Genomic DNA, 19,574 nt, shown 5'->3' on the forward strand with positions numbered 1-19,574 from the left:
AGTGGGGGCGCCGGAGGGCTCGGAGACGGTTGCTGGTCGGCGGTGCGACGGTTCGGTGCGTTCAGCACGTTCTCAGAATCCCTTGCGCCAGTAGGTCTTCGATGGATTCAACGATATTCCCGGCTGCGGACTCGTCACGTAACAAGATTCCTAGCTCGATATTGCGCAGCATCGCTGTGCTGGTGATGTTCGCACTCCCAACCAGGGCAGTCTTGCGGTCGATGACAAGTGCTTTTGCGTGCATCGACGCGCCTGGCGGGCGGTTCTGGGCAGGCCAGCACAGTCGGTGTGCCGCAAGGCCCGGGAACGGGATGGCGGTCGGGACAAAGCCTGGGTTGTCCATCGAGCGCTCGAATAGCAGCTGGATGTAGACCCTGCGGTCGGCTGCCCGTTCCAATGCCGCGGCCAGACCAGGCTCGGTGTGCATCGCGTAGCTGATCAGGAGGATTTCGTTCCGGGCTTCGTCCACCAGGTCGGCCACTGCACTGGAAGTAAGGCGCGACACACTTCCTGGGACATCCGGGCCAGTCCACACAATGTCGGCAGCACCTCGGCCGTTGTTGGCATGGCACGCACCTCGTAGTACGCCGCCAACTTCCGCGTGGTCCGCTCTGCTCAGCGTCGACAAGACCACGGTGCAGGCTTCGCGGAGCAATCCTGCGGACCGTCGGCGGAGTGATCGCAGCGCGTCGGATCCGCTGCACGTGGCGTCCGCGATTCTCTCGACCTCCGTCGAAGGCAAGCTTGTCGCGATGTCGACCAGCGCGTGCAGATCGTCGGGAGTCACAGCGGGAATACCAAGCCGTCTTTGCTCAGGTCCACGAGCACACCTCGGTCCAGCCATCGATTGTTCATCTCACAGCTGGTCTCGGAAACGAAAAGACAGGCGTGGCATGCGGCGAGATGTAGTGCCGGGGATTCCGGAGTGGGGACGTGTTCGCTGCACAAGGGATCCGATGAGCAACGCAACGCTTCACGCATGGCGCCGTCCAGCAAGCGTTTGAGATTCTTCGTTTCGCCGACAGAGACCAGGCCTCCGAGGGTGCCCTCACTGTCGCTCGCCGCGGTCGAAAGGAGGAGACCTGCCGTCGGAGCGCTCAGCCGTCCGAGGTAGAGGCGCTCTCGGATGCTCGCCGAGGAGTAGCCACATTCGAGCGAGACTTGCCGGATCAGAAGGTGGCTCAATGTGTGCAGCAGGACCTTTCTGGCGATAGGCGGAGTCGGTATCGGCGGCTCCCCGAGCGAAGCCCTCCAGGCGTGGTAGGCGGCACGAAGTGCGGCGATGCGTGGATGGTCCTCGGCCCGCGACTCCCATTGTCTGAGGCGTGGTTCGTCGAGTTCGAGGAAGATGCCTTCCCCTCGTTTCTCCACGGCGGGCACCCATTTCGCAGGTCCGTTGCGGAGCCTCACCAGATTCCTCGGTCGTAGGTCCCGGTGTTCTGGGGCCTGCAACCTGGTGAATCCGATCAGCGCTTGAATCTCCCGCAGTCGGGAGACCCGGACGACCTGATCGAGGAGGCCGGAATATCCTTGCGGGACTTCGGTATTAGGAACCGCGCGGAAGTCTTCGTCTTGCTTCTCTGTCGTCGGCCGCGATAGCAGCTTCCATTCGGCGTCGAGCAGATCTGTCTCCCCGTTCGAGGCGGAATCGCCGAGTGCCCGTCGGGTTTCGACCACCTGCCACAGCTGGTCGATCGGGACGTCGCGTAGCGATCGCAGCTCATCCATCCCGTCGACGATCTGCGAGAGGATTTCCTTCGGTATTTTGCCGACCAAACTCCATTGCGCGGCAACGATCTCCTCGATGCCGCCTGCCTGTGGAAGGTGGAGGGCGCTGGCTGTCACGCTGAACCACAGATTGCTCGCTCCGAGGACGATCATCCGCAGCGGGTTTCCACAGGTTTCGAAGGTCTGGAGGTGCGGATGACGGCCGCGGCAGGTCGGCAGGTTCGCCGAGCCGGCTTGCCCCGAGGCCAGCTGAATGTTGGCGCTGGCACCGCACTCGCACGTGATGGTGACGATCGGTTGCAGCGTGCTCGCGGAGTCACGCATATGGAGATTCGTGATGGCGCAAGGACCTTTGGTGCTGTGCGCGTGGACGAACTCACGGTACGGGAAGTCATCCAGATGACCGTCCGCGCACGCCACGAGGAATCGCGCCGGAACACAGGCACGTTTCTTCGAATTCGGGCGATTTCCCTGTTTGGCGCATCCGGAATGGACGATTTTGGCGAGGTCGGGTCTGCGGCCCCAGCGGTGGACGACTTCGAACTGTCCCGATCCATGCAGCGGGCCGAGGCGGAAACAGGCGGGGCAGCGAACCCACCCCGGAAAGGGGGCGACGGGTACGCCGATGCGCGTCCACGGGTCGTCGTCGGCGAGAGGATCCCAGGGCGCGGTCTTCAGTGCTTGCACCTGGTCGCCGAGAACATGACGGACTTCGTCGAGTAGACGTGGTTCGTGGAGGGCTTCCTGCCAGATCGCACTCCAGGAGTCGGTGCCGCGTACCACGACGCTCATCGAGGGTAAGTCGACCACCGCCCCGATGCCGGCGGTCGTCACCAGATGACTGGGCCGAATATTGCCGATCCGTGAAGGGGTGCTCGCCTGCCGGGCGATGGGCTTCCTCATGGCTGTGCTCCGGGGGCGTATTCCCAAGCGGGAGCATCCATCACGCTGATGTCGACCGCTTGCAGCTGTAGCAGGACGGCGTTTTCGATTTCCCGCATGCTGGTGGGTGAGGTGAAGCTTTCCCACCTGCCGGTTCCCGGCTCAACCAGCAGGGCCGCGACATCAGGAGCCTGCGTGTATCCGAGGATGCCTGCTGGTAGTTCCTTTCGCCTTTTCGCCCACTTGTCCAACAGGCTGCGGGTCCTCCTACCGACCTCTTCGGTAGTCCACTTACTATGGGTGACCTTCTCGGCACGCGCCTCCAGCAACTCGATCAGTGCGGTCGCGATGGGTCCGTCGAGTGGAACACTATGTGCCGCATCATTCGACAGGGCCGAGATACTCGAGTGCCGGACTGCGGAGACGACGACGGCCGCCAACGCTCGATCCAGAGCGCGGTCGCTGAACGGTGTGGTGGTCACTCCCTCGACCCGGGCACCGAACGTCTGGTGCCCGTAGACGAAGGTCTCGAAATGCCCGAGGTCGCGTGGTCGCGACCATTGCAGGATGGTGAGCACGAGTCCGGGCCTGACTCTGTCACGCCCGACACGCGAAGTCGCCTGGATGTATTCGGCGGTGTTCTTCGGCTGTCCGGTTACCAGCATCAGGCCCAGCCGTGGAACGTCAACGCCCACTTGCAGCATGCTGGTTGCCAGCAGCACATCGATCGGCCGAATCCAGTCCTTGAACTTGGCCGCGAGGGATTTGTCGGCTCGGAGCCTGTCGAGGGCGTCGGTGGAATCGAAACGATAGTCGAACGACCGGTCCAACGCCGACAATGTGCTTGTGATTCGCGCACTGGGCATTCGACTGGTTAGCTCCTGTTGTGCCGGGCGACGTCGACGGGTGATGACCTTGAGGCTGACGAGCCGTTCCGCAACGTCGTCGTCGACGAGTCGATGCATACCCGCCAATTCCCGAGTGGACGTAAAGTAGTCCGCCACAGTCATATACGGGTCGGCCGGCTCGCGGTACTTGTCGTACAGATACTGGCCATGCTCCAGCACCGCGGACATGACCCGGATCTCCACGGCCTTGAGACTCTCGCCCGGAGCGCAGATCCCACGGTATCGGCGCGCCGGATTCTCGGGCGACGGCGTGGTAGTCGTCGAGAAATATGTCTCTCCCGCGTCGAGGACCTGAGGAGGAAAGATCGTCAATCCGCGGGCGAAAACCTGCTCGGCCTGGTCGGCGGCGCGACGGACCGTTGCCGTCGAGGCGACCAGAACAGGCCGAATTCGCATTCCCGCGTATGGTCGGCTGCACAGGTCGTCGATGACCGTCTCGTACAACCCGACCATCGAACCCAACGCGTCGCTGATCAGATGCAACTCGTCTTGGATCACGAGGTCCGGCGGGCGTAACCGCATGGCGGGCACGGGGCCGACAGCGGGATAATCGCCCACAGCAGGGTGTTTGGATTTGCAGAAGCCGGCGAAGTCGGGGTTCTGCCAACCGTGCCGAGCGCATCGGGCGTCCACCAGGCCGAACAGCGTCGCGGTCGCCGCGCGCCACGGCAGTTGTGCGAACTTGTCCACTGTCCCGATCACCAGCGCCGGCGTCAGCCGATACACCTCTTCATCGACCGTGAGTACGGGCAGCCCTTCGTCCGGGGACTCGCGACGGCTGAACGGACATCCGCCTTCGGGATCCGGGCAGTAGACGAGGATGCGCCGCCGCCGATCGTCGGCGCTCATGTCACGGCCGGGGGACAGCTGCAATCCGCACCACGGACATGCCACCAGTTGCAGTACACCGCCGACTTCGGCGTCATACCCTTTCTTGTCTTCGATTTCGGCCTTCGCGCTTTCGAAGGTGTTGGGTGTCACGGAAAGTCCGACCCAGAGCCCGAGTCGGAAAGGCGTCGTGCTCCAGCGGCTGTCGCCGCCGGCGATGCGCTCTCGACGCAGCCACTCGCAAGCGCAGATAAGGGCGGCGGCCCGCTGAAACTGTTGCGCCGTCAGCAGGCGCAGGGTATACCGCATCAGGACGGCGACACCATCGGTCCCGTCTCGCGCCTCGGCACCCGAACCGACGACACCCTGCAAACGCCGGATAGCCAGTGTGTAGGCCGTCAGCCCGAGATATGCCTCGGTCTTTCCACCGCCGGTGGGGAAGAACAGCAGCTGCACCTGTCCGTCGTCCTGCCCACGGTATGCATCCTGATGAGTGGGATCGGTCAGACCCGGCAGACAAAGCAATACGAAGGCCAGCTGGAACGGCCGCCAGCTGCGTTGTTGCGGAATCTCGTATTCGCGAAGCAGCGCATCGAGTTCCAAGTCCGGTTCCACCGCCCTGCGTCGGGAGACCTCGCCGCGGACTCGTTGCAGCGCCATGGCCTGGTTGGCGAATCGAAATGCTTCACGGGCAAGGCCGTCGTGGGCGAGTAGCTCGATGGCCCGCTCGAGACGGTCGCTTACCAATCGAGCTGCGGCGATGGCGTTCTCGCCAGCGGGTGCGTAGCGGGAGATCTCGGGATCGCCGAGCCGTCGTTCTTGGTCATCGAGCCATGTTCGATAGCCGCGGACCAGCGGTCTGAGCGCCCGGATGAGGTCGTCTCGTGCCAGGTCCGGGCTGCCGAGCCGGGCCATGTCGAGGATGAGCCCCGGCATCGCATCGGCGGCGCCCGGAACCACCAGCGGGACTTCCGCTTTCGGGAAACAGGTCGTGGTCAGTCGCCGGGCGCGGGGCTCCCCGTCATCGACGTCGGCAGTGACGGCGCATTGTCGACCGAGTGCGTATTCGCGGCGTTCTCGGTACTGCAGCTCGAGCGCGCGGCGCTCGTCGTCGAACTGATCGGCGGTGTTCTCGGGGAGATCCGGGTCGTTGTGGCCGAGGAATATCGGAGTGTGGCCGTCGGGCGCGGTGGCTGTGAGAGATACCTGGTACAGCCTGGCGGAATCTATTGCGCTGTCCGGTATGTGCTGAGTGTTGACCAGTGCGATATCAATGATGCGGCGCTGTCCCCGATGCCGGATCGTCCATTTGAGCACGACCTGATCGAATCGGGGGTCGGGGCTGCCGGATTCGTCGCCGACCGTGCTGACGTCGATATCGATGGAACCACCGCATGGTTCGCGCTTCCATACGCGGCGTGGTCTGCCTTGTTCGGTCTGATGGATCTCTGAAGCCACGCGATTGTATCGACCCCAGCTGGCCGTCACAGTGACCGTGTCCACATTGCGCGGTACCGAAAAGGACATACCCATCGACGAGGCTGCGCGGCTGCCCGACCGGACCACTGCTTCGGGTGGGGTCTCATTGTCGTCGAGATCGCCTGTGCACGGTTCGCTCATGTCGGTCGCCGATGGGTCGCCGTGCCCTGAGGGTTCCACGGCGGGTTCGTCGACGTCATCCCGTGGCAGAGTGGGTGCGGGTTCGAAGGGCACCAGGCGTCCCAGGAGGTATCGCTCTGCGGGCAGTACTCCTGGAAGGAGTTCCTCTTCGGGGCCATCCCATGGCCCGTGCAGGTCGCGCTCCAGGCGATCTTCGAGTTCGTCGCGGACATCGACCGATGTCTTGCCGTCGTGGTTATCCGGCTCGTTGACCATCTGTCCCCCAGGTGTTTACGCCTTGACACAACTTCGGACTCGCGTCGCACTCCAATGCGTGACGACGCTGATTCTCCTCCAATAGCCGGTCCAGCAATTCGGATCGCGCTGTGGGACCGAATGTCCAGCGGATACCGAGTGATGTTTGGTGGTGGCCGATTTCAGGCTTCAGATCGGACCAGCCGTAGGCGTTGAGGACGGCGTAGTCGATGGCGGAGTGGATGTTGCGGAGGTTCACGATCGCCGGGTCACGGTCTGATGGGTCATGTACGTGGTTGTAGGTCGTGGTCAGGCCCCAGCTGCGTCTTAGCATCAACTCGCGCCGCGAGTCATCAAGGCGTTGACCGAGTTCGTGTAGCAGCGGCGATGGATCAGGGCGGGGAAGGGTGAGGAAGACATCCGATGGGGAGTAGTTGATATCCGTTCGTATGGTCGATGTGTAACGGACGACCCAGCTGGAGTGAGCTGACGACGCCAGAAACGCCAGCAGGCTGAAGGAGCTAGTTGCGAATACGACACACTTTTCTGAGTACACGGGACCGACTGGGACCCGGACCGGGCTCACGGAGCTGGAAACCCTTGCAATGGCCAGTACATGATCGAGGTCAGCGATTGCTGTGTACAAGCCGGGTCGATTTTCGCCGTATCGCCACCAATTCGCACGATAGTTCTCACGATTATTGTTGTCCCGCTCAGGCTTCACCTTCGTCCGCACGATATCGATCAGATCCGGATACGTCTCGGCGCGATCCAACGACCAGTTGCGGAAGTTGATGACCCACCTGCTGGCGGAGTGGTCGGGTCGCTGGTTGAGATCATGCCCAGTTACATACGGCGCCAATGCGTCTGCGTTGCGTGGGTCATGTTCGATGAGGGCGGCCGCCTCATCCGGACTCAGGGTGAATCCGAGGCCTAACACATTGGAACCCTGGAATGCCAGATCGGCATTCTCACTGAGTCGGTACTTTGGTCCGCTCACTCGACTGCCCGGCTGCAAATCCGCACCAATCTGAGCTACCAAGTTATGGTCAAGTATTCGTTCTCCGTCTTTGCCGACCGGCCATGCGCTGGCCCACACCTCAACGATCTCCAGGTTCGCGCTTTTCGACGGCCATTTGTGGCTGTTCAGACCCATCCGGATAGTGAAGCCACGCCGAACGGCTTGTGCGAGACCCACTTCCAGCGTGTCTCCTTGAACGAGTGTGTTCGTGCCGATGAACCCGAGCTGGCCGTGCGAGTTCAGAAGCCGTTGCGCACGAAGCACGAATCGCGCCGCCAGATCCGCGCTACCTTTCAGGCCCCCACCGTCGTAGCATTGCATCCACGCGGCATAGTCCTTCCCGAACGTGCCGGTGAGCTTCTGTCCGCCCAGGAATGGCGGATTGCCCACGATCGCATCGAAGCCGGGATCCCGGTTGTCTGCCAGCACTTCCGGAAATGTCAACGGCCAGTGCAGGAGTACGCGGTGGGAGAGGCCGCGGGGCCGTCCGGCCTGGATCTTCGCATCGGCTTCCCTACGAAGATCGTCGATACCGGAGTCCAGCCGATTGCCGATCTCGATCCCCGCAGCGATGAACGCCTCATCGGACTTCTTCACTGCGGCAGCCGCATTCGCCAACCCGATGCCGGTCAGGTAGTCGGCGACCGCCTCGAGATCCGAGGTGGCCTGCTGAGCTTGTATGAGTAAGTGGTGCTTGAACTCGACATCGCGGAGGCTGGACACATCATGCGCGGTGATCTTCCGCCGAAGATCCGCCGCGGCGGTCATCGGCGCGCGCCAGGCATCGGCATAGTCGAATCCGGTTTCGTGCAGCCGGTGACCGGCCACAGGGTCGATGTGCAGGGTCTCCAGTTGCTCGGTGCTGACCACGCCGAGGAGGCTGTCGCCGACGACCAGTCTGTCGTCGAGAAAGCCGAAGGGGCGCTGCGGATCCATGGTGACCAGCCACAGCGACAGCTTCGCCATCTCGACCGCGAGCGGATTGATATCCACGCCGAAGAGACAGCGTTCAGCGATCTCGCGCCGCGCGGCCAGCAATGCCAGGGAGACCTCGGCGTCCGCGAGACCTGTTGTCAACCGTCGCTTCTCCCGTAGGGCGTCTCCTTCACCTTCGGTGCAGCGCGCCTCGAGTAGACGGTCTGCCAGGTAGCGGCATGCCGCGACAAGGAATGCCCCCGAGCCCATCGCGATATCGGCGACACGGAGATCACGGATGTCGCTACTCGGCCGGAGCACCCAACGTGCTCGGTCGGCGGTTTCCAGCGGGCCGGGCCGATAGACAAGCGGTTCCAACGCGCCCACCACAATCCGCTCGGCCAACTGCGGTGGTGTGTAATGAGTGCCGGTCGACACTCGGCGTGCGCTGGGCGCGACATAGCGCCGATCGGGCATGGTGAGTACGGGGGATCCACGTTGGTCGCGTCGCAGAACCGGCGCAATCGATCGAACGATCGGCAGAGCTGGATGGTGTGCGCCAAGGCGTTTCGTCAGCACGTCATCATCGACCGTCTGTCGCAGCCGAGTCTCGATCTTGCTCTCGGCCCACCCGGTACGCTTCTTCACCTGCTGCACCACGGTGGATTGCCCCATGTCGATCCATCCGCCTACTTCGGTAATGCCGACCTCACAGGCGTTTTTGGGGCGCGGCCAATCTGCCGGACGCTCCAAATGCGCGATGACTTCGGTCGCCGTGCGCACCTCGAGCTCCAGCAAACCTTCGTAGACGTAGCCGATCTGCTCGACGCCGAGCGATCGGAATGTGAGGCGCCGGGACTCCCTGTGCTTTCCGGTACCCAGTTCCACGTATTGCACGGCGCGGAGCATGCGCCGGACAGTCCGGTCATCGATCGCGGGCGGTCGTGAAGTGGCGAGCGATTGGCCCGCCCGGCGTCCTTCGAGCCAGGGATGCGCATCCGGATCGAATAGGCTGCCGCCGTAGGCGGGTAGCCGAACGTCCTCGTGCGCGATCCCGTTGTGTACGGCTCGTGACGTGGCCAGCAGGCGGTGCCAGGCACCGGTCCGATGTTCCAGGGTCTGTTCCCCGTGCAGCGCCGCATGCTCGCTCAGCTCGGCCTCCAGCGTGCCGATGCTGTATCCGGCGTTGTACAGATCGTTGTCGCTGGGGAGTAGACGGCGTTCTTCGGCGAAGAGGATGAAGACGATGCGCATCATCATGGTGACAACGCCGGAGTACAGCTCGTCGTCGTCGACGTCGGCGAGCAGCCGACCGCCGGAGTCGGAGTCGAGTCGATCCAGAGTCCCGAGCAGCAGCTCGACCGCGTCGCGCACCTGGACGCCGAGTTGATCGGTGAGGTCCTCCTGCCGTAGCGAACTCTCCACCAGCAGTTCGGGCAGACGGTCGTGATCGGCCACACCCAGGAAGCGTCGGCGCTCCAGCAGTGCGGCAAGTGCGGCGAGACTGTCGGGCTCCTCGCTGAAAACGCTTGCGTCCCAGACGGCGGCACCCATAGTGCCGCCACGAGGTGCCCAGACAATGGCCCACCATCGACCGTCGGTGACCAGTCCGACCGGGATGTCGCGGGTCCTGAGGACAACAGCGAGCCGCTCCGCCGGGGAGGCGGTCCACGAGCCGATTGTCTTGCGAGACAATGGATGCGCACCCCACGGTGCGATCATGCCGAGCAGTCGGTATTCCGAATCCGTGGCGTCCCTCGCTACGTGGAACGCAAAGTCGGCCCGCACCAACTGGTTGTGCTCAGCCACCTGTGCCGTCATCGACTCGGGCAACCTATCGGCGTGTCGATCGCCCCAGTCGAAGACGTCATCGAGTACGTCATCGATGAATTCGCGTCGAGTGTCGCCGTCGGTACGCATCATCGTTTCCGCGGCGACTCGAATACGCGCCCGAATAGGCGTCGGCAGTGCGGGCACGGAGTCGCCGAACACGCGCTCGAGTACCGGCAACGTCAGGAACGGCCCAGACGTTTGTAGCAGTTCCAACCATGAGTGGGACCTGCTTGCACGATTCTTGCCACCCCGCGCGTTCACCAGCTTTCATCCGTCCGGCACGACCACGGCCACGGCGAACGGGAACACGAGTCTTCGCACGTTTGCGTACCGCGCGGACACGGCCGAAAGTTCGTGGGCCAGTTCCTCGTCGAGTCCCTCCAGGCGGGTTTGCCATGCCTGTCTATCGCGAATCATCTGGCCTCGCTCCGATACTTCGAGGTCGTCGAAGCTCAGTTGCACGCTGCCATCGCTGTTCACAGCTCTCTGCAACGTTTGCCGGAGTTGGCTGAACAAGGTGCGGGTTCGGTCGAGTTCGTCGGCTTGTCGATTGTCGAGCGCCCGTTTGAGGCTCGACAGGCGTTCTCTCGCGCGAGCCTGAACATCGTCGGCGAGTCGCGGTTCCAGCCCCGGCCACTCGGTGACCACTCGATCGCAAGTGTGGTGTGAAACCAGTCGACATTGGTCGGGTTCCAGGGCGTTCTCGATCGCGGCACGCAGCCGGGCGTAGCGTGGCTGCTCGAGTTCCAGCCGTCTACCGCGCCCGGTTCGTGGCAGGGCCCTGCCGGTCAGCATGATCTCCTCGTGTAACCGCACTCCGTCGCTGCCCACGAGCACGAGGCGTGCGAACACCACGACGGCCAAGTCCTCGATCTTCGCTTCGGTCGGCAAGATCGCACGCACCGCGGCAACCCGGTGCAGGTTCGACGCGTCTCCCCAGATCGCGCTCCGGAGCAGGCTTGTCGAGTGAGCGACCAGTGGGTGTTCGAGGTGAGCGTAAACGATGTCCGGGCCGGCGAGACCTGCGTCGAATGTGAGGGGTCTGGGCTCCCCGGTGAGCGGGTCGTCGAGGCCCTCGAGTGTGCGTTCCCAGCCGCTGCGAAGCATCGGCGGCTCGATGATGCCGCGTGCTCGGTCATGCAGAGCGGGCTGCTGTGCAAGCGCGAGAGCTGTGTCGACGACGCGTCGGACATTGGCGGGCCGCACGTGAAGGTCGGCAACGCTCCGATCGAGTTGCGTACGCAGACCGGCGATTTGATCTCGAAGATCGCGCTCGGCGCGCAGCAGTCGGGTGCTGGCATGTGCCTTCACGGTCGTCGGATCGACGAAGACCGGGCGACCGAGCATCCGGGATTCGACGGCTTCGGCGAGCACTTGGTTGACGTTGCCGAGATCCTCGCGCTCGACCGCGACCTTGGTAGCGACACGGCTGAGAAATTCGAGATCATCGTCGTAGGAGTGGGGGGCCGCGTGTCGCCAGCCGGCGCTGACGAAGTGGCTGACCAGCACTTGGTGTGATTGGCCGTGTCGGTCCACGCGGCCGATCCGCTGCTCGAGTCGATTCGGGTTGAACGGGATGTCGTAGTGGATGACACGATGACAGTGGAGTTGGAGGTCGATGCCCTCGCTTGCCGCGTCAGTGGCCAGCAGGATTCGGATCGGATGCCGATCCGGGGGTGCTTGGAATGCGGCTTTCAAATGTTCGCGCTTGTGTTCGTCCATACCACCGAAAAGCAAGCCGAGCCGAGTTCCGCCGAGGCCACTCGCTTCGAGGATTTCGGCGAGCCACCGCTGGGTATCCACGTATTCGCTGAACACAATCACTCGTTGATCCGTATCGAGGACTGCCCGCAATTCCTTCAGGAGTCCCAGCGCCTTGCTGTCTGCTGGCGCGGTGTTGAGTTCTGTCCACTTCGTCAGGGCTCCGAGTAGCGCATCCAACTGCTCATCGACCGGTGCGCCGTCGCCGACGGCAAGGAGAAATTCCATCTCGGCCTGGGCGCTCGACTCGTCATCGACGAGACCGTCGTCCCAGCCCATGGTGTCTTCGAGGTAGTCGGGCAACTCGTCGGTTACCGTTGCTCCGTGTTCGAGCGTCTGCCGGTGCGCTTGCAGCGTCCGGGCGAATGCTGGCGGCGAGGAGAACAGTCGCTTCTTCAGCAGCAGCGCTACCAGGTCGCTGGCCCGTACCCGGTTTGGGGCGACCTTTGCTCGCCGTGCACTCAGATATCGCTCCAACAGTTCGTGGCCCCTGCGTTCGGAGGGCGAGTAGTCGATCTCGATCGCCTGGGTCTTGCGGCCGTGGAACAGCGGGTGGCCTTCATTGTCGAGCAGATCGTCCTTCAGTCTGCGGATCATCACCTGGCTCAACACTTTTGGATCGGGCTCGACCCCCCGTGTGAACCGCTGGGGGTCGAGCATCTCCAACAATGCTTCCCAGGACTCGCGGTAGCCGTTGTGCGGTGTCGCAGAGAGGAACAGTCGGTGCTGGCTGTATTCACCGAGCCTGCGGACAGCGCGAGTCTGGAGGCTGTCGACGGCATATCCTGTTGTGTGTCTGGGCGCGGGGGGAGCGCAATGATGCGCTTCGTCGACGATCAACAGGTCGACGAACTCCGGGTGGTGGGTCTGGTCGGTGAGGACTTCGTCGAGCAGTCGTTGAACCCGCGGTGTGCGCAGCCATTGCAGGCTGATGATCGTTCGTGGAAATACTGCAAAGGGATTTGCGAGCAGACCATGAGACCGTCGCAGTTCACGCAGGGCATTCGCGTCGACGACAGTGAAGCCGAGCCCGAACTTCTCGGCCATCTCCACTTTCCATTTGCCGGTCAGGGAGGCCGGGCATACCACCATCATCCGCCTGGCCCGATGGCGCAACAGCAACTCTTGAGCCACCAGCCCGGCTTCTATGGTTTTTCCGAGTCCTACGTCATCAGCTATCAGGAGGTTAACTCTCGGCATCGTCAATGCTCGCGCTACCGGCGCCAGTTGGTAGGTCTCGATGCTGATACCCGATCTGAAAGGTGCTTGCAATGTCCGAGTGTCCGCGCTGGCGACGGTTCCCCAGCGGACCGCGTCGAGGAACGCGCCCAAATACTGTGGATCGTCGAATCCGCCGACCATGACAGCGGGAAGTTTAGTGGCAGGGAGGATTTCGCGCCCAGGCTCGACCTCCCACACCACCGTCAGTTCACGGCCGAGATCCTCATCGCTGACACTGTTCAGCGAAACCAGCATGCGGCCGGGCAGTTCGGCTGGCGAAAGCTCGTCGATCGGCTGCTTGCTGAGATTGACATCCGACACAACCCATTGCTGCCCGCGTACGCGGACCAACTGACCGAGTTCTGGCTCCTCGACTGCGATGGTCACGATAGCTCCCGACAGGGCAGTCGGTTTCGGCGACTTGATCTGTATGCCGCCTGGGGCCGTCGATTCCAGCGCACTGTGCGATGAGGCTCGAACCGACCTTTGATCAAGTCGCCGAGCGCCGCAATATCGGAGATGCCTTGCATGACGTCACCAGCCAGTACGCGTCGCAGATTTCGACGAAGTAGCCGACAGCGACGTTGAGATCCACCGGTGCCGCAACAGCGGTCACTAGATGAATGTTCCTCGCCCGAACGGAAATTCGCGAGTGTCGAGATGGTCGCGAAGGTGTGCCAAGTGTTCTCTAGCTACTTTCGATCTTATCTGTTCATGGTCAAGGCAGTGATGATTGCGCTGAGATTGAGTGCGTTTGGACGGAATCGCACTATACGGCGGTCGCCCGTCGGGTTCGTAACCAGCTACCGTCGACGAATTCCAGCTGGAACCGTACGGATCGATCTTCGGCTCGGCGGGGGATCTGCAGCCTTGGTCGGTGGTTGGCAACGTCGAATCAGTTCCGGCAGAAGGCCGGATTGATCTTGCTTGCACTGACCTATCAGCCAATTGCTGCTTGGTAGCCATGTCAATGAACCCCATCCTTGTCAGGGCGTGTCGACACGCCGGTGCCATAAGTCTGTCGAGGGGTGTAGCGGTGGCCACCTGCAGGACGCATCGGTGTGCCGCGCTTATGTAGGGCGTCCCTGATGCTGCTGGCGGGGAAGCCTGTCAATCTGCTGCAGGTGGCCAGCGAGTGCCCGGCTAGGTAGAGGCGTTCGACGTGGTCCACATCAGCCGACGTCATCGACTGGTGCCGGCGCTGTATACCGTGTTTGGCCAACAGTGTGAGGACCGCGGTTTTGGACACCGCATAGTTGGTAGCGAGCTGTGCCATGGAGGTGCCGTTGCGGTAGTCGTGGATCAGCTGTTCAACTGCGGTGGTGGCGAGCCGCCGTCCGAGTCTGCGTGGCGTGCGAGGTGTGGCCGCACGTAACCGCTGCTCGCGTCCGTCGCGGTGCGCGCGAGCCGGCTCAGGGTTGATTTTGGCGTGGGCAGCTTCGAGTCTTCGCAGTTCACCCCGTTTCCCCTACCGCCCAGCCAGGCCCACCCGCTGGCCAGGGCTTTAGAGCCCTGGCCATTTTTGTGCCAAATTCGCCCCGATCGGATCCGGATCGCAGCAGCGTGGTATCGGACTTCTCAATCGCCCTGCGCAGTTCCAGGTCGCCCATCCGCGGTAGCCCGCAGAACCCTGGCTGGCTGGTGGTGACGTCCATGTGGGTTGTCGGCGGAGAGGTTGGCTTGCTCAGCAACCTTTCGGGACTTGTCTCGAGCGTCTGCCGGCATGTACTCGATGCTTCGCGTAAGGTCCTGTTCTCTATGCAGGAGACCGACGAAATGCGTTGACACACATAGGGATTCGAGAGGCGAACCGTGTTGCCGCCGGGATAAGCGCGTTGCGGGTCGGTGAGTAGGCGGGTGTCGATCTGTTTGGCGAGAGGGTGGTGGTCGGGTCACCTCTGGGCGCGCACAGGTACATGCGTCGAGTCGAATCGCCGGGACCGGTTCAACGATGCGGTGGCATGGGAGTGGTTGGCGTTGTCGAGCGATACGGCGTCGCGGTCGGTGGGTGCGCAATTGTCGGCCGGGACGGGGGCGGCATCGGCTTCCGTTCGGGCGGCTTGGTGATTGGGGTCGTCGTCGGGGTGCGCCGGGGCGGGGTGGTTGTTGTCTTGACGGAGGGTGTTGCCGTCAAGGCGCTGGTCGATGTCGACGTTCCATCGATGGACGTCGTGCTTGTCGGGGCTGTCGGCGTACCGCTCGGCGTCGTCTCGGTGGGCGGGGGGCTCGTCGAGGCGGTGGCGTCGGTGCCGGAGGAGGTGACGATCACCGGGGCGCTGGTTGTGGCGAGAGGATCCGGGCGGGGGCTCACGCCGAGCTGTGCGGGCTGACCCGGGTCCGATGGAGGGGCGGCCTGCACCGAGAAACTCGCGCTCGCACTCAAACTGACGGACAGATCGGGCGTCGCGGTCGGGTCCGTGGTTGTCGTGGCCGAACCGCTCGTGGTGGCCTCGGGCGACTCACCGGGTGTGCCGGTCGTTATGTCCTGTCCGCCGCCGAGGGTGTCCGCAGTTGTAGCGTTATCCGAAACCGGCCCATCATTCGGGGTGTCCGATATACCGGCGACATTGTCGATCGCACCGATCTGGGCGTCCGCAGTGCTCGACACCTCGGAGATTCCCGAGGCCGCCACAACATTGCCCCACTTCTCATTTCGCTTCGAACCCACTGCCATCCCGGTCGCGATGACGAGTGCGATCAGCGCGGCGGCAGCTGCGGCATAGGGCAGGTGCCGGCGCACATCGCGGGCCGACAACTGCGGCAAGCGCGGGCGGAGGGTGAGAAACCCGGCGCGCGGACCGGCAATGGCGTCATCGGGTTTTCCGCTGAGATGATTACTGCTTTTCGATGATTGCATCAAAATTATTTCCTTTGGGAGAGCCTCGCGCGAGCCACTCGCGGGCATGCCGACGGCATGCCCGCGAGCGTGGTGATTACCAACTACCGATCAGTCGCGGACAGCTGCGGACAGTCAGTTCCAGACGTTGGTGATCTCGGCGGCGGGATTCAGGTGGGACAGCCCGTTGGAGCTCTCGATGGTGCTCAGTACGTTGTAGTGATTGATGTGGTTGGAAAAGGTGCCGACCTGGGTGTGCGCGCCGACGAACGTGGTGAAGATCTGATTGGACGAACTGCCGTTGTCCTCGTCGAAGGTGACGATGAGCAGGCTGTTGTGCGTCTTGGCCCACTGCGCGTACGCATCCATGTTGTTCTTCAGCCAGGTGTCACCGGTCTTGATCGAGCAGTCGTGCATGTCGTTGCACAGGTTGGGCGCCACGTACGCGACCGTCGGCAGGCTCGCGTAGTTCGACGAGTTCGGGAAATCCGTGTACATCAGGTTGCTGGTCGACGGCACATTGCTGAAGAACGGCGCGGCGTTGTGCTTGCGCGCGTACTCGCCGCTGCTGCAGCCGGTGTAGCCGTCGGAGGGCATGCTCTCCGAGTAGCTCTTGTAGGTCTTGCCCGCGGTTATCAGCTGGTTGGCAATGTTGTTGCCGCTGAACGTATGCGGGCAACTGTCGTCGGTGATGCCCTGGGTCGACCCGGAGAACATCGCCAGGTAGTTGGGCTCGCTCGGGTGGGTGACCGCGAAGGATTGGGTGAACTTCGCGCCTTGCCCGGCCAAGCTGTTGAAATAGGGGGCGTTCGGACTACCGTTTATTTGCGAATAGGAGTGGTTCTCGAACATCACCAGCACGATGTGATCGAAGACCGGAACGCTCGCCGCCGCCTGCGCGGTGGACGAGGTGACGACGGTGGACATTGCCATGCCGACGAAAGCTGCGGCCGCCATGAACACGGGCGCAATGCGCTTCCTGAACACGAATCCTCCTGAAGGTGGATAACCTGACCCTGACCTCTGCCAGGGGAGGGCAATATTAAGAAATCATCAGTAACATTCGTCCCAAGATCTCGAGGACATCGGATGTGAGTGAGGTGAACAAGCAAACGCGGAAACCGATTCCTGGGAAAACGATAATCGGTCAGTTGATCAACTGGACACATGAATAAATAGTCGCGAAATTGATTGGTCCCATGATTCTGTCGCGCGAACAACGGCAGATTCTGGTATTGCCCCGAATCCGCCGACCTCGATCTTTCGCCGATTTTCCGCTGGGCGTAAACAGAAAAGCGGCAGGCCGGCGCGATTGTCGCACCGGTCTACCGCTAATGAAAGATCTTGGCGTTCAAGGCCTTTCGATCGATGGCACAGCGACTCGTCCGGCTACTGGTGTGGTTCCAGGCGGGTGAACAGATACTCCGCGAGGGTGATCAGCGATCGGACGCAACTACGTCGCTCGCGGGCGTCGAGCGCTGTGAGGGGGGTATCCGCGGTGAGGTCGAGGGCGTGCCGGACCTCGTGCAGAGGATAGTGTGGGCCCCCGGCGAATTCGTTGATCGCCACCGAATAGGGCACGCCGCGTTCTTCGAGGGCGGTGAGGACCTCGTCGGCCTCTTCGATATGGCGGGTGTCGATCAGAACCAGGGCGCCCAGGGCCCCGTGTGCCAATTCCTCCCACATCGAGACGAATCGTCGCTGTCCGGGAGTTCCGAAAAGGTACAGCGTCAGTGCGGAGTTGAGCGTGATGCGGCCGAAGTCCATGGCGACGGTGGTGGTCACCTTGTCGGGCACGCTCGCCATGTCGTCGACTCCCACACTGGCCTCGGTGATGATCTCCTCGGTGGACAGCGGCTGGATCTCGGACACGCTGTTCACGAAGGTGGTCTTGCCGACACCGAAATTGCCGGCCACCAAGAGTTTTACCGACCGTATGGCGGCGTCGGCCATATCGTCGACAGTGCGGTCGGATCGGCGGGGCGGGCGCTCAGACGGTGAGAGCGCGGAGCCCATGCAGTACCTCCTCGAGTAGAGCGATGTCCGGCTGTACGGCCACCGGGACGGGATTGACGAGCTGACCGCTGTCGAGAAGGTCGGATGCGATGATCTTGACCACCGAGGGCGGCAGGTCGAGATAGGCGGCGATCTCGGCGATCGATAGAGCCCCGCGCCGACTGCATACACCCAGGACGCGGCGGACATCGGCGCTCGCCCCCGGCTCCGGATCCTTGGCCGCGCGCACCAGTGTCACCAGATCCAGATTGCGGACGGCTCGGGAGCGGCCGCCCGTGCGCACATATGCCCGAACCAGGTCGGGATCGCGTCCGTGCCGCATGGTCTGCGTTACCCCTGGCGGGGGAGGCTGGCGAGCTCTCGGCCGACCCGTGCGGCGAGCTCGTTCATCCGGTGCGCGATCAGACTGATATCGACATCGGCCGTGGTCGAGATGCCGAGCAGTGCGCCCTGGCCGGCAGCGGTGATGAACACCATGCCGTTGTCGTACTCGGTCATATTCTGCCGCAGCGACTTTGCGGCGCCGCAGAATTCCGCGAGAGCCTTGCCCAATGACCGTAGTCCGGAAGCGCCGGCGGCGAAGCGCTCGGCGTCGGCGATCGAGATGTCGCCCGTATGCGCGATACGCAAACCGTCGTCGGACAACAGGACAGCGAACCGGACGCCCGGAACGATGAGGTCCACGAGCATCCACGCCAATTTGTTGGTGGGGTCGTCGGTCATGGCCATCGGTGTGCTCATCAGGATGTCATCCCCTCGGTATTCGAAGCTGCTGCGCGACCGCTCTGCGTCCCTTTCTGCCAGGCGGTGGCGATATCGTTTCGGGCAGGTTCGTCCTCGGCGCGCGGCCCGTTCACCGGGGTGAAGGTTGTCATGGCGCGTCGCTGTCGGCGCCGTAGCCCGCCGGGCGTGGTTCCGGCCTCCGCAGCGGAGTTGCCGGAGGACTCGACGGCGAGTGGGGCGGTGGGTTGTGGCGTCGGTTCCGCGTGTCGCCCGGACGTCGGGGACGGCTCGCGAACCGCTTGTCCGGCAATCGTTTGCGCCTCGGTGGGCGGCGCGGTGCTGGGTTCGACGAACAATGCCTGTGGTACGTAGACCATGGCGCGCATGCCCCCGTAGGCGTTGGGGCCATCGATGTAGACGGTGAAGCCGTAGCGTCGGGCGAGAGCCGCCACACCTGGGAATCCGACGCGGGGAGCGGGTCCGAGTTGATGGATGTCGACAATCCGCTCGCCCGCGAGAATCTCGCGGGCTTCCTCCGTCTGTTCGGCATTCATGCGCACCCCCGCATCGTCGACGATCACGGTGACGCCGTGGTGCCCCTCCTGGAAGGTGAGGTCGACAAAGGAAGTCGGCGGCGAGTAGCGCAATGCGTTGTCCAGCAGTGTGGCCAGGGTATGGACCAGTGGTTCGACACCGCGGCTGATGACGACGCGGTCGAGCTGATGCAATCGGACCCGGGTGAAGTCGCGGACGCGGCCGACGGCTCCGGCCACGACGTCGGTCAAGTTCTGCTGCGGCCATCGCCGTCCAGGCAGTCCGCCGCAGACGATCACGTACGACTGGGCCTGACGGATCATCTGCTGCACGCTGTGGTCTATTCGGACCAGCGTTTCGTAGATCTCGTCACTGTGGTGCCGCCGCAGGGCGGCGCTGACCACCTGGCTGACATCGGCGCCGAGACTGACCACCGAGGTTCCGAAGGCACGGACGGCGGCGGCGGTGGCGTCGCGCGACGCCTTCTCGACCGCCTCGCGCGCCGCCGCCGCGG

The 19,574-nt window shown here is 63.2% G+C and carries 11 protein-coding genes; 1 reads left to right on the forward strand and 10 read right to left on the reverse strand.

All coding sequences use genetic code 11. From position 1 onward, the window contains the following. Positions 1–61: 61 nt before the first annotated feature. From drmC to drmD, 5 genes are all read right to left on the reverse strand, one after another. Positions 62–844 (reverse strand): DISARM system phospholipase D-like protein DrmC, encoded by a 783-nt coding sequence (gene drmC, locus NP4_RS42240; protein ID WP_082876577.1) that lies wholly within the window; start codon positions 842–844, stop codon positions 62–64. Next, complete coding sequence (gene drmB, locus NP4_RS37715; RefSeq protein WP_068008822.1) at positions 784–2,631, reverse strand: MrfA Zn-binding domain-containing protein; 1,848 nt, start codon at positions 2,629–2,631, stop codon at positions 784–786. Before drmB ends, drmC begins: the two co-directional genes overlap by 61 nt. Continuing rightward, positions 2,628–6,221: a DISARM system helicase DrmA gene (drmA, locus tag NP4_RS37720; RefSeq protein ID WP_068008825.1), complete on the reverse strand. Its 3,594-nt coding sequence runs from the start codon at positions 6,219–6,221 to the stop codon at positions 2,628–2,630. The genes drmB and drmA overlap by 4 nt, the downstream gene beginning before the upstream one ends. Then, the gene (locus NP4_RS37725; protein WP_147288120.1) at positions 6,202–10,056 is read right to left on the reverse strand and encodes an Eco57I restriction-modification methylase domain-containing protein; all 3,855 of its coding nucleotides are present in this window, start codon (positions 10,054–10,056) and stop codon (positions 6,202–6,204) included. Before NP4_RS37725 ends, drmA begins: the two co-directional genes overlap by 20 nt. A gap of 180 nt (positions 10,057–10,236) precedes the next feature. After that, complete coding sequence (drmD, locus tag NP4_RS37730; protein ID WP_211335994.1) at positions 10,237–13,338, reverse strand: DISARM system SNF2-like helicase DrmD; 3,102 nt, start codon at positions 13,336–13,338, stop codon at positions 10,237–10,239. A gap of 1,574 nt (positions 13,339–14,912) precedes the next feature. Here drmD and NP4_RS37740 point away from each other — a divergent pair. Then, positions 14,913–15,281: a hypothetical protein gene (locus NP4_RS37740; protein WP_068008840.1), complete on the forward strand. Its 369-nt coding sequence runs from the start codon at positions 14,913–14,915 to the stop codon at positions 15,279–15,281. Positions 15,282–15,922: 641 nt separating this feature from the next. On the opposite strand, the gene NP4_RS37745 is transcribed toward NP4_RS37740, so the two are convergent. The 5 genes from NP4_RS37745 to NP4_RS41875 all read right to left on the reverse strand — a co-directional run. After that, positions 15,923–16,774: an alkaline phosphatase family protein gene (locus NP4_RS37745; protein ID WP_068008842.1), complete on the reverse strand. Its 852-nt coding sequence runs from the start codon at positions 16,772–16,774 to the stop codon at positions 15,923–15,925. A 402-nt stretch (positions 16,775–17,176) separates the two neighbouring features. Beyond that, positions 17,177–17,740 carry a GTP-binding protein gene (locus NP4_RS37750; protein WP_245998759.1) on the reverse strand — a complete coding sequence of 188 codons (564 nt, stop codon included), beginning with the start codon at positions 17,738–17,740 and terminating at the stop codon, positions 17,177–17,179. A gap of 37 nt (positions 17,741–17,777) precedes the next feature. Further along, positions 17,778–18,125, reverse strand: a complete 348-nt coding sequence (locus tag NP4_RS37755) for a DUF742 domain-containing protein (protein WP_068008848.1) — start codon at positions 18,123–18,125, stop codon at positions 17,778–17,780. An 8-nt stretch (positions 18,126–18,133) separates the two neighbouring features. Further along, positions 18,134–18,544 carry a roadblock/LC7 domain-containing protein gene (locus NP4_RS37760; protein WP_082876581.1) on the reverse strand — a complete coding sequence of 137 codons (411 nt, stop codon included), beginning with the start codon at positions 18,542–18,544 and terminating at the stop codon, positions 18,134–18,136. Next, the coding region (locus NP4_RS41875; RefSeq protein WP_068008851.1) for an ATP-binding protein at positions 18,544–19,574 on the reverse strand (1,031 nt) is incomplete at its 5' end. The genes NP4_RS41875 and NP4_RS37760, both read right to left, overlap by 1 nt.

Source organism: Nocardia pseudobrasiliensis NBRC 108224, from assembly GCF_001613105.1.
Lineage (GTDB): Bacteria > Actinomycetota > Actinomycetes > Mycobacteriales > Mycobacteriaceae > Nocardia > Nocardia pseudobrasiliensis.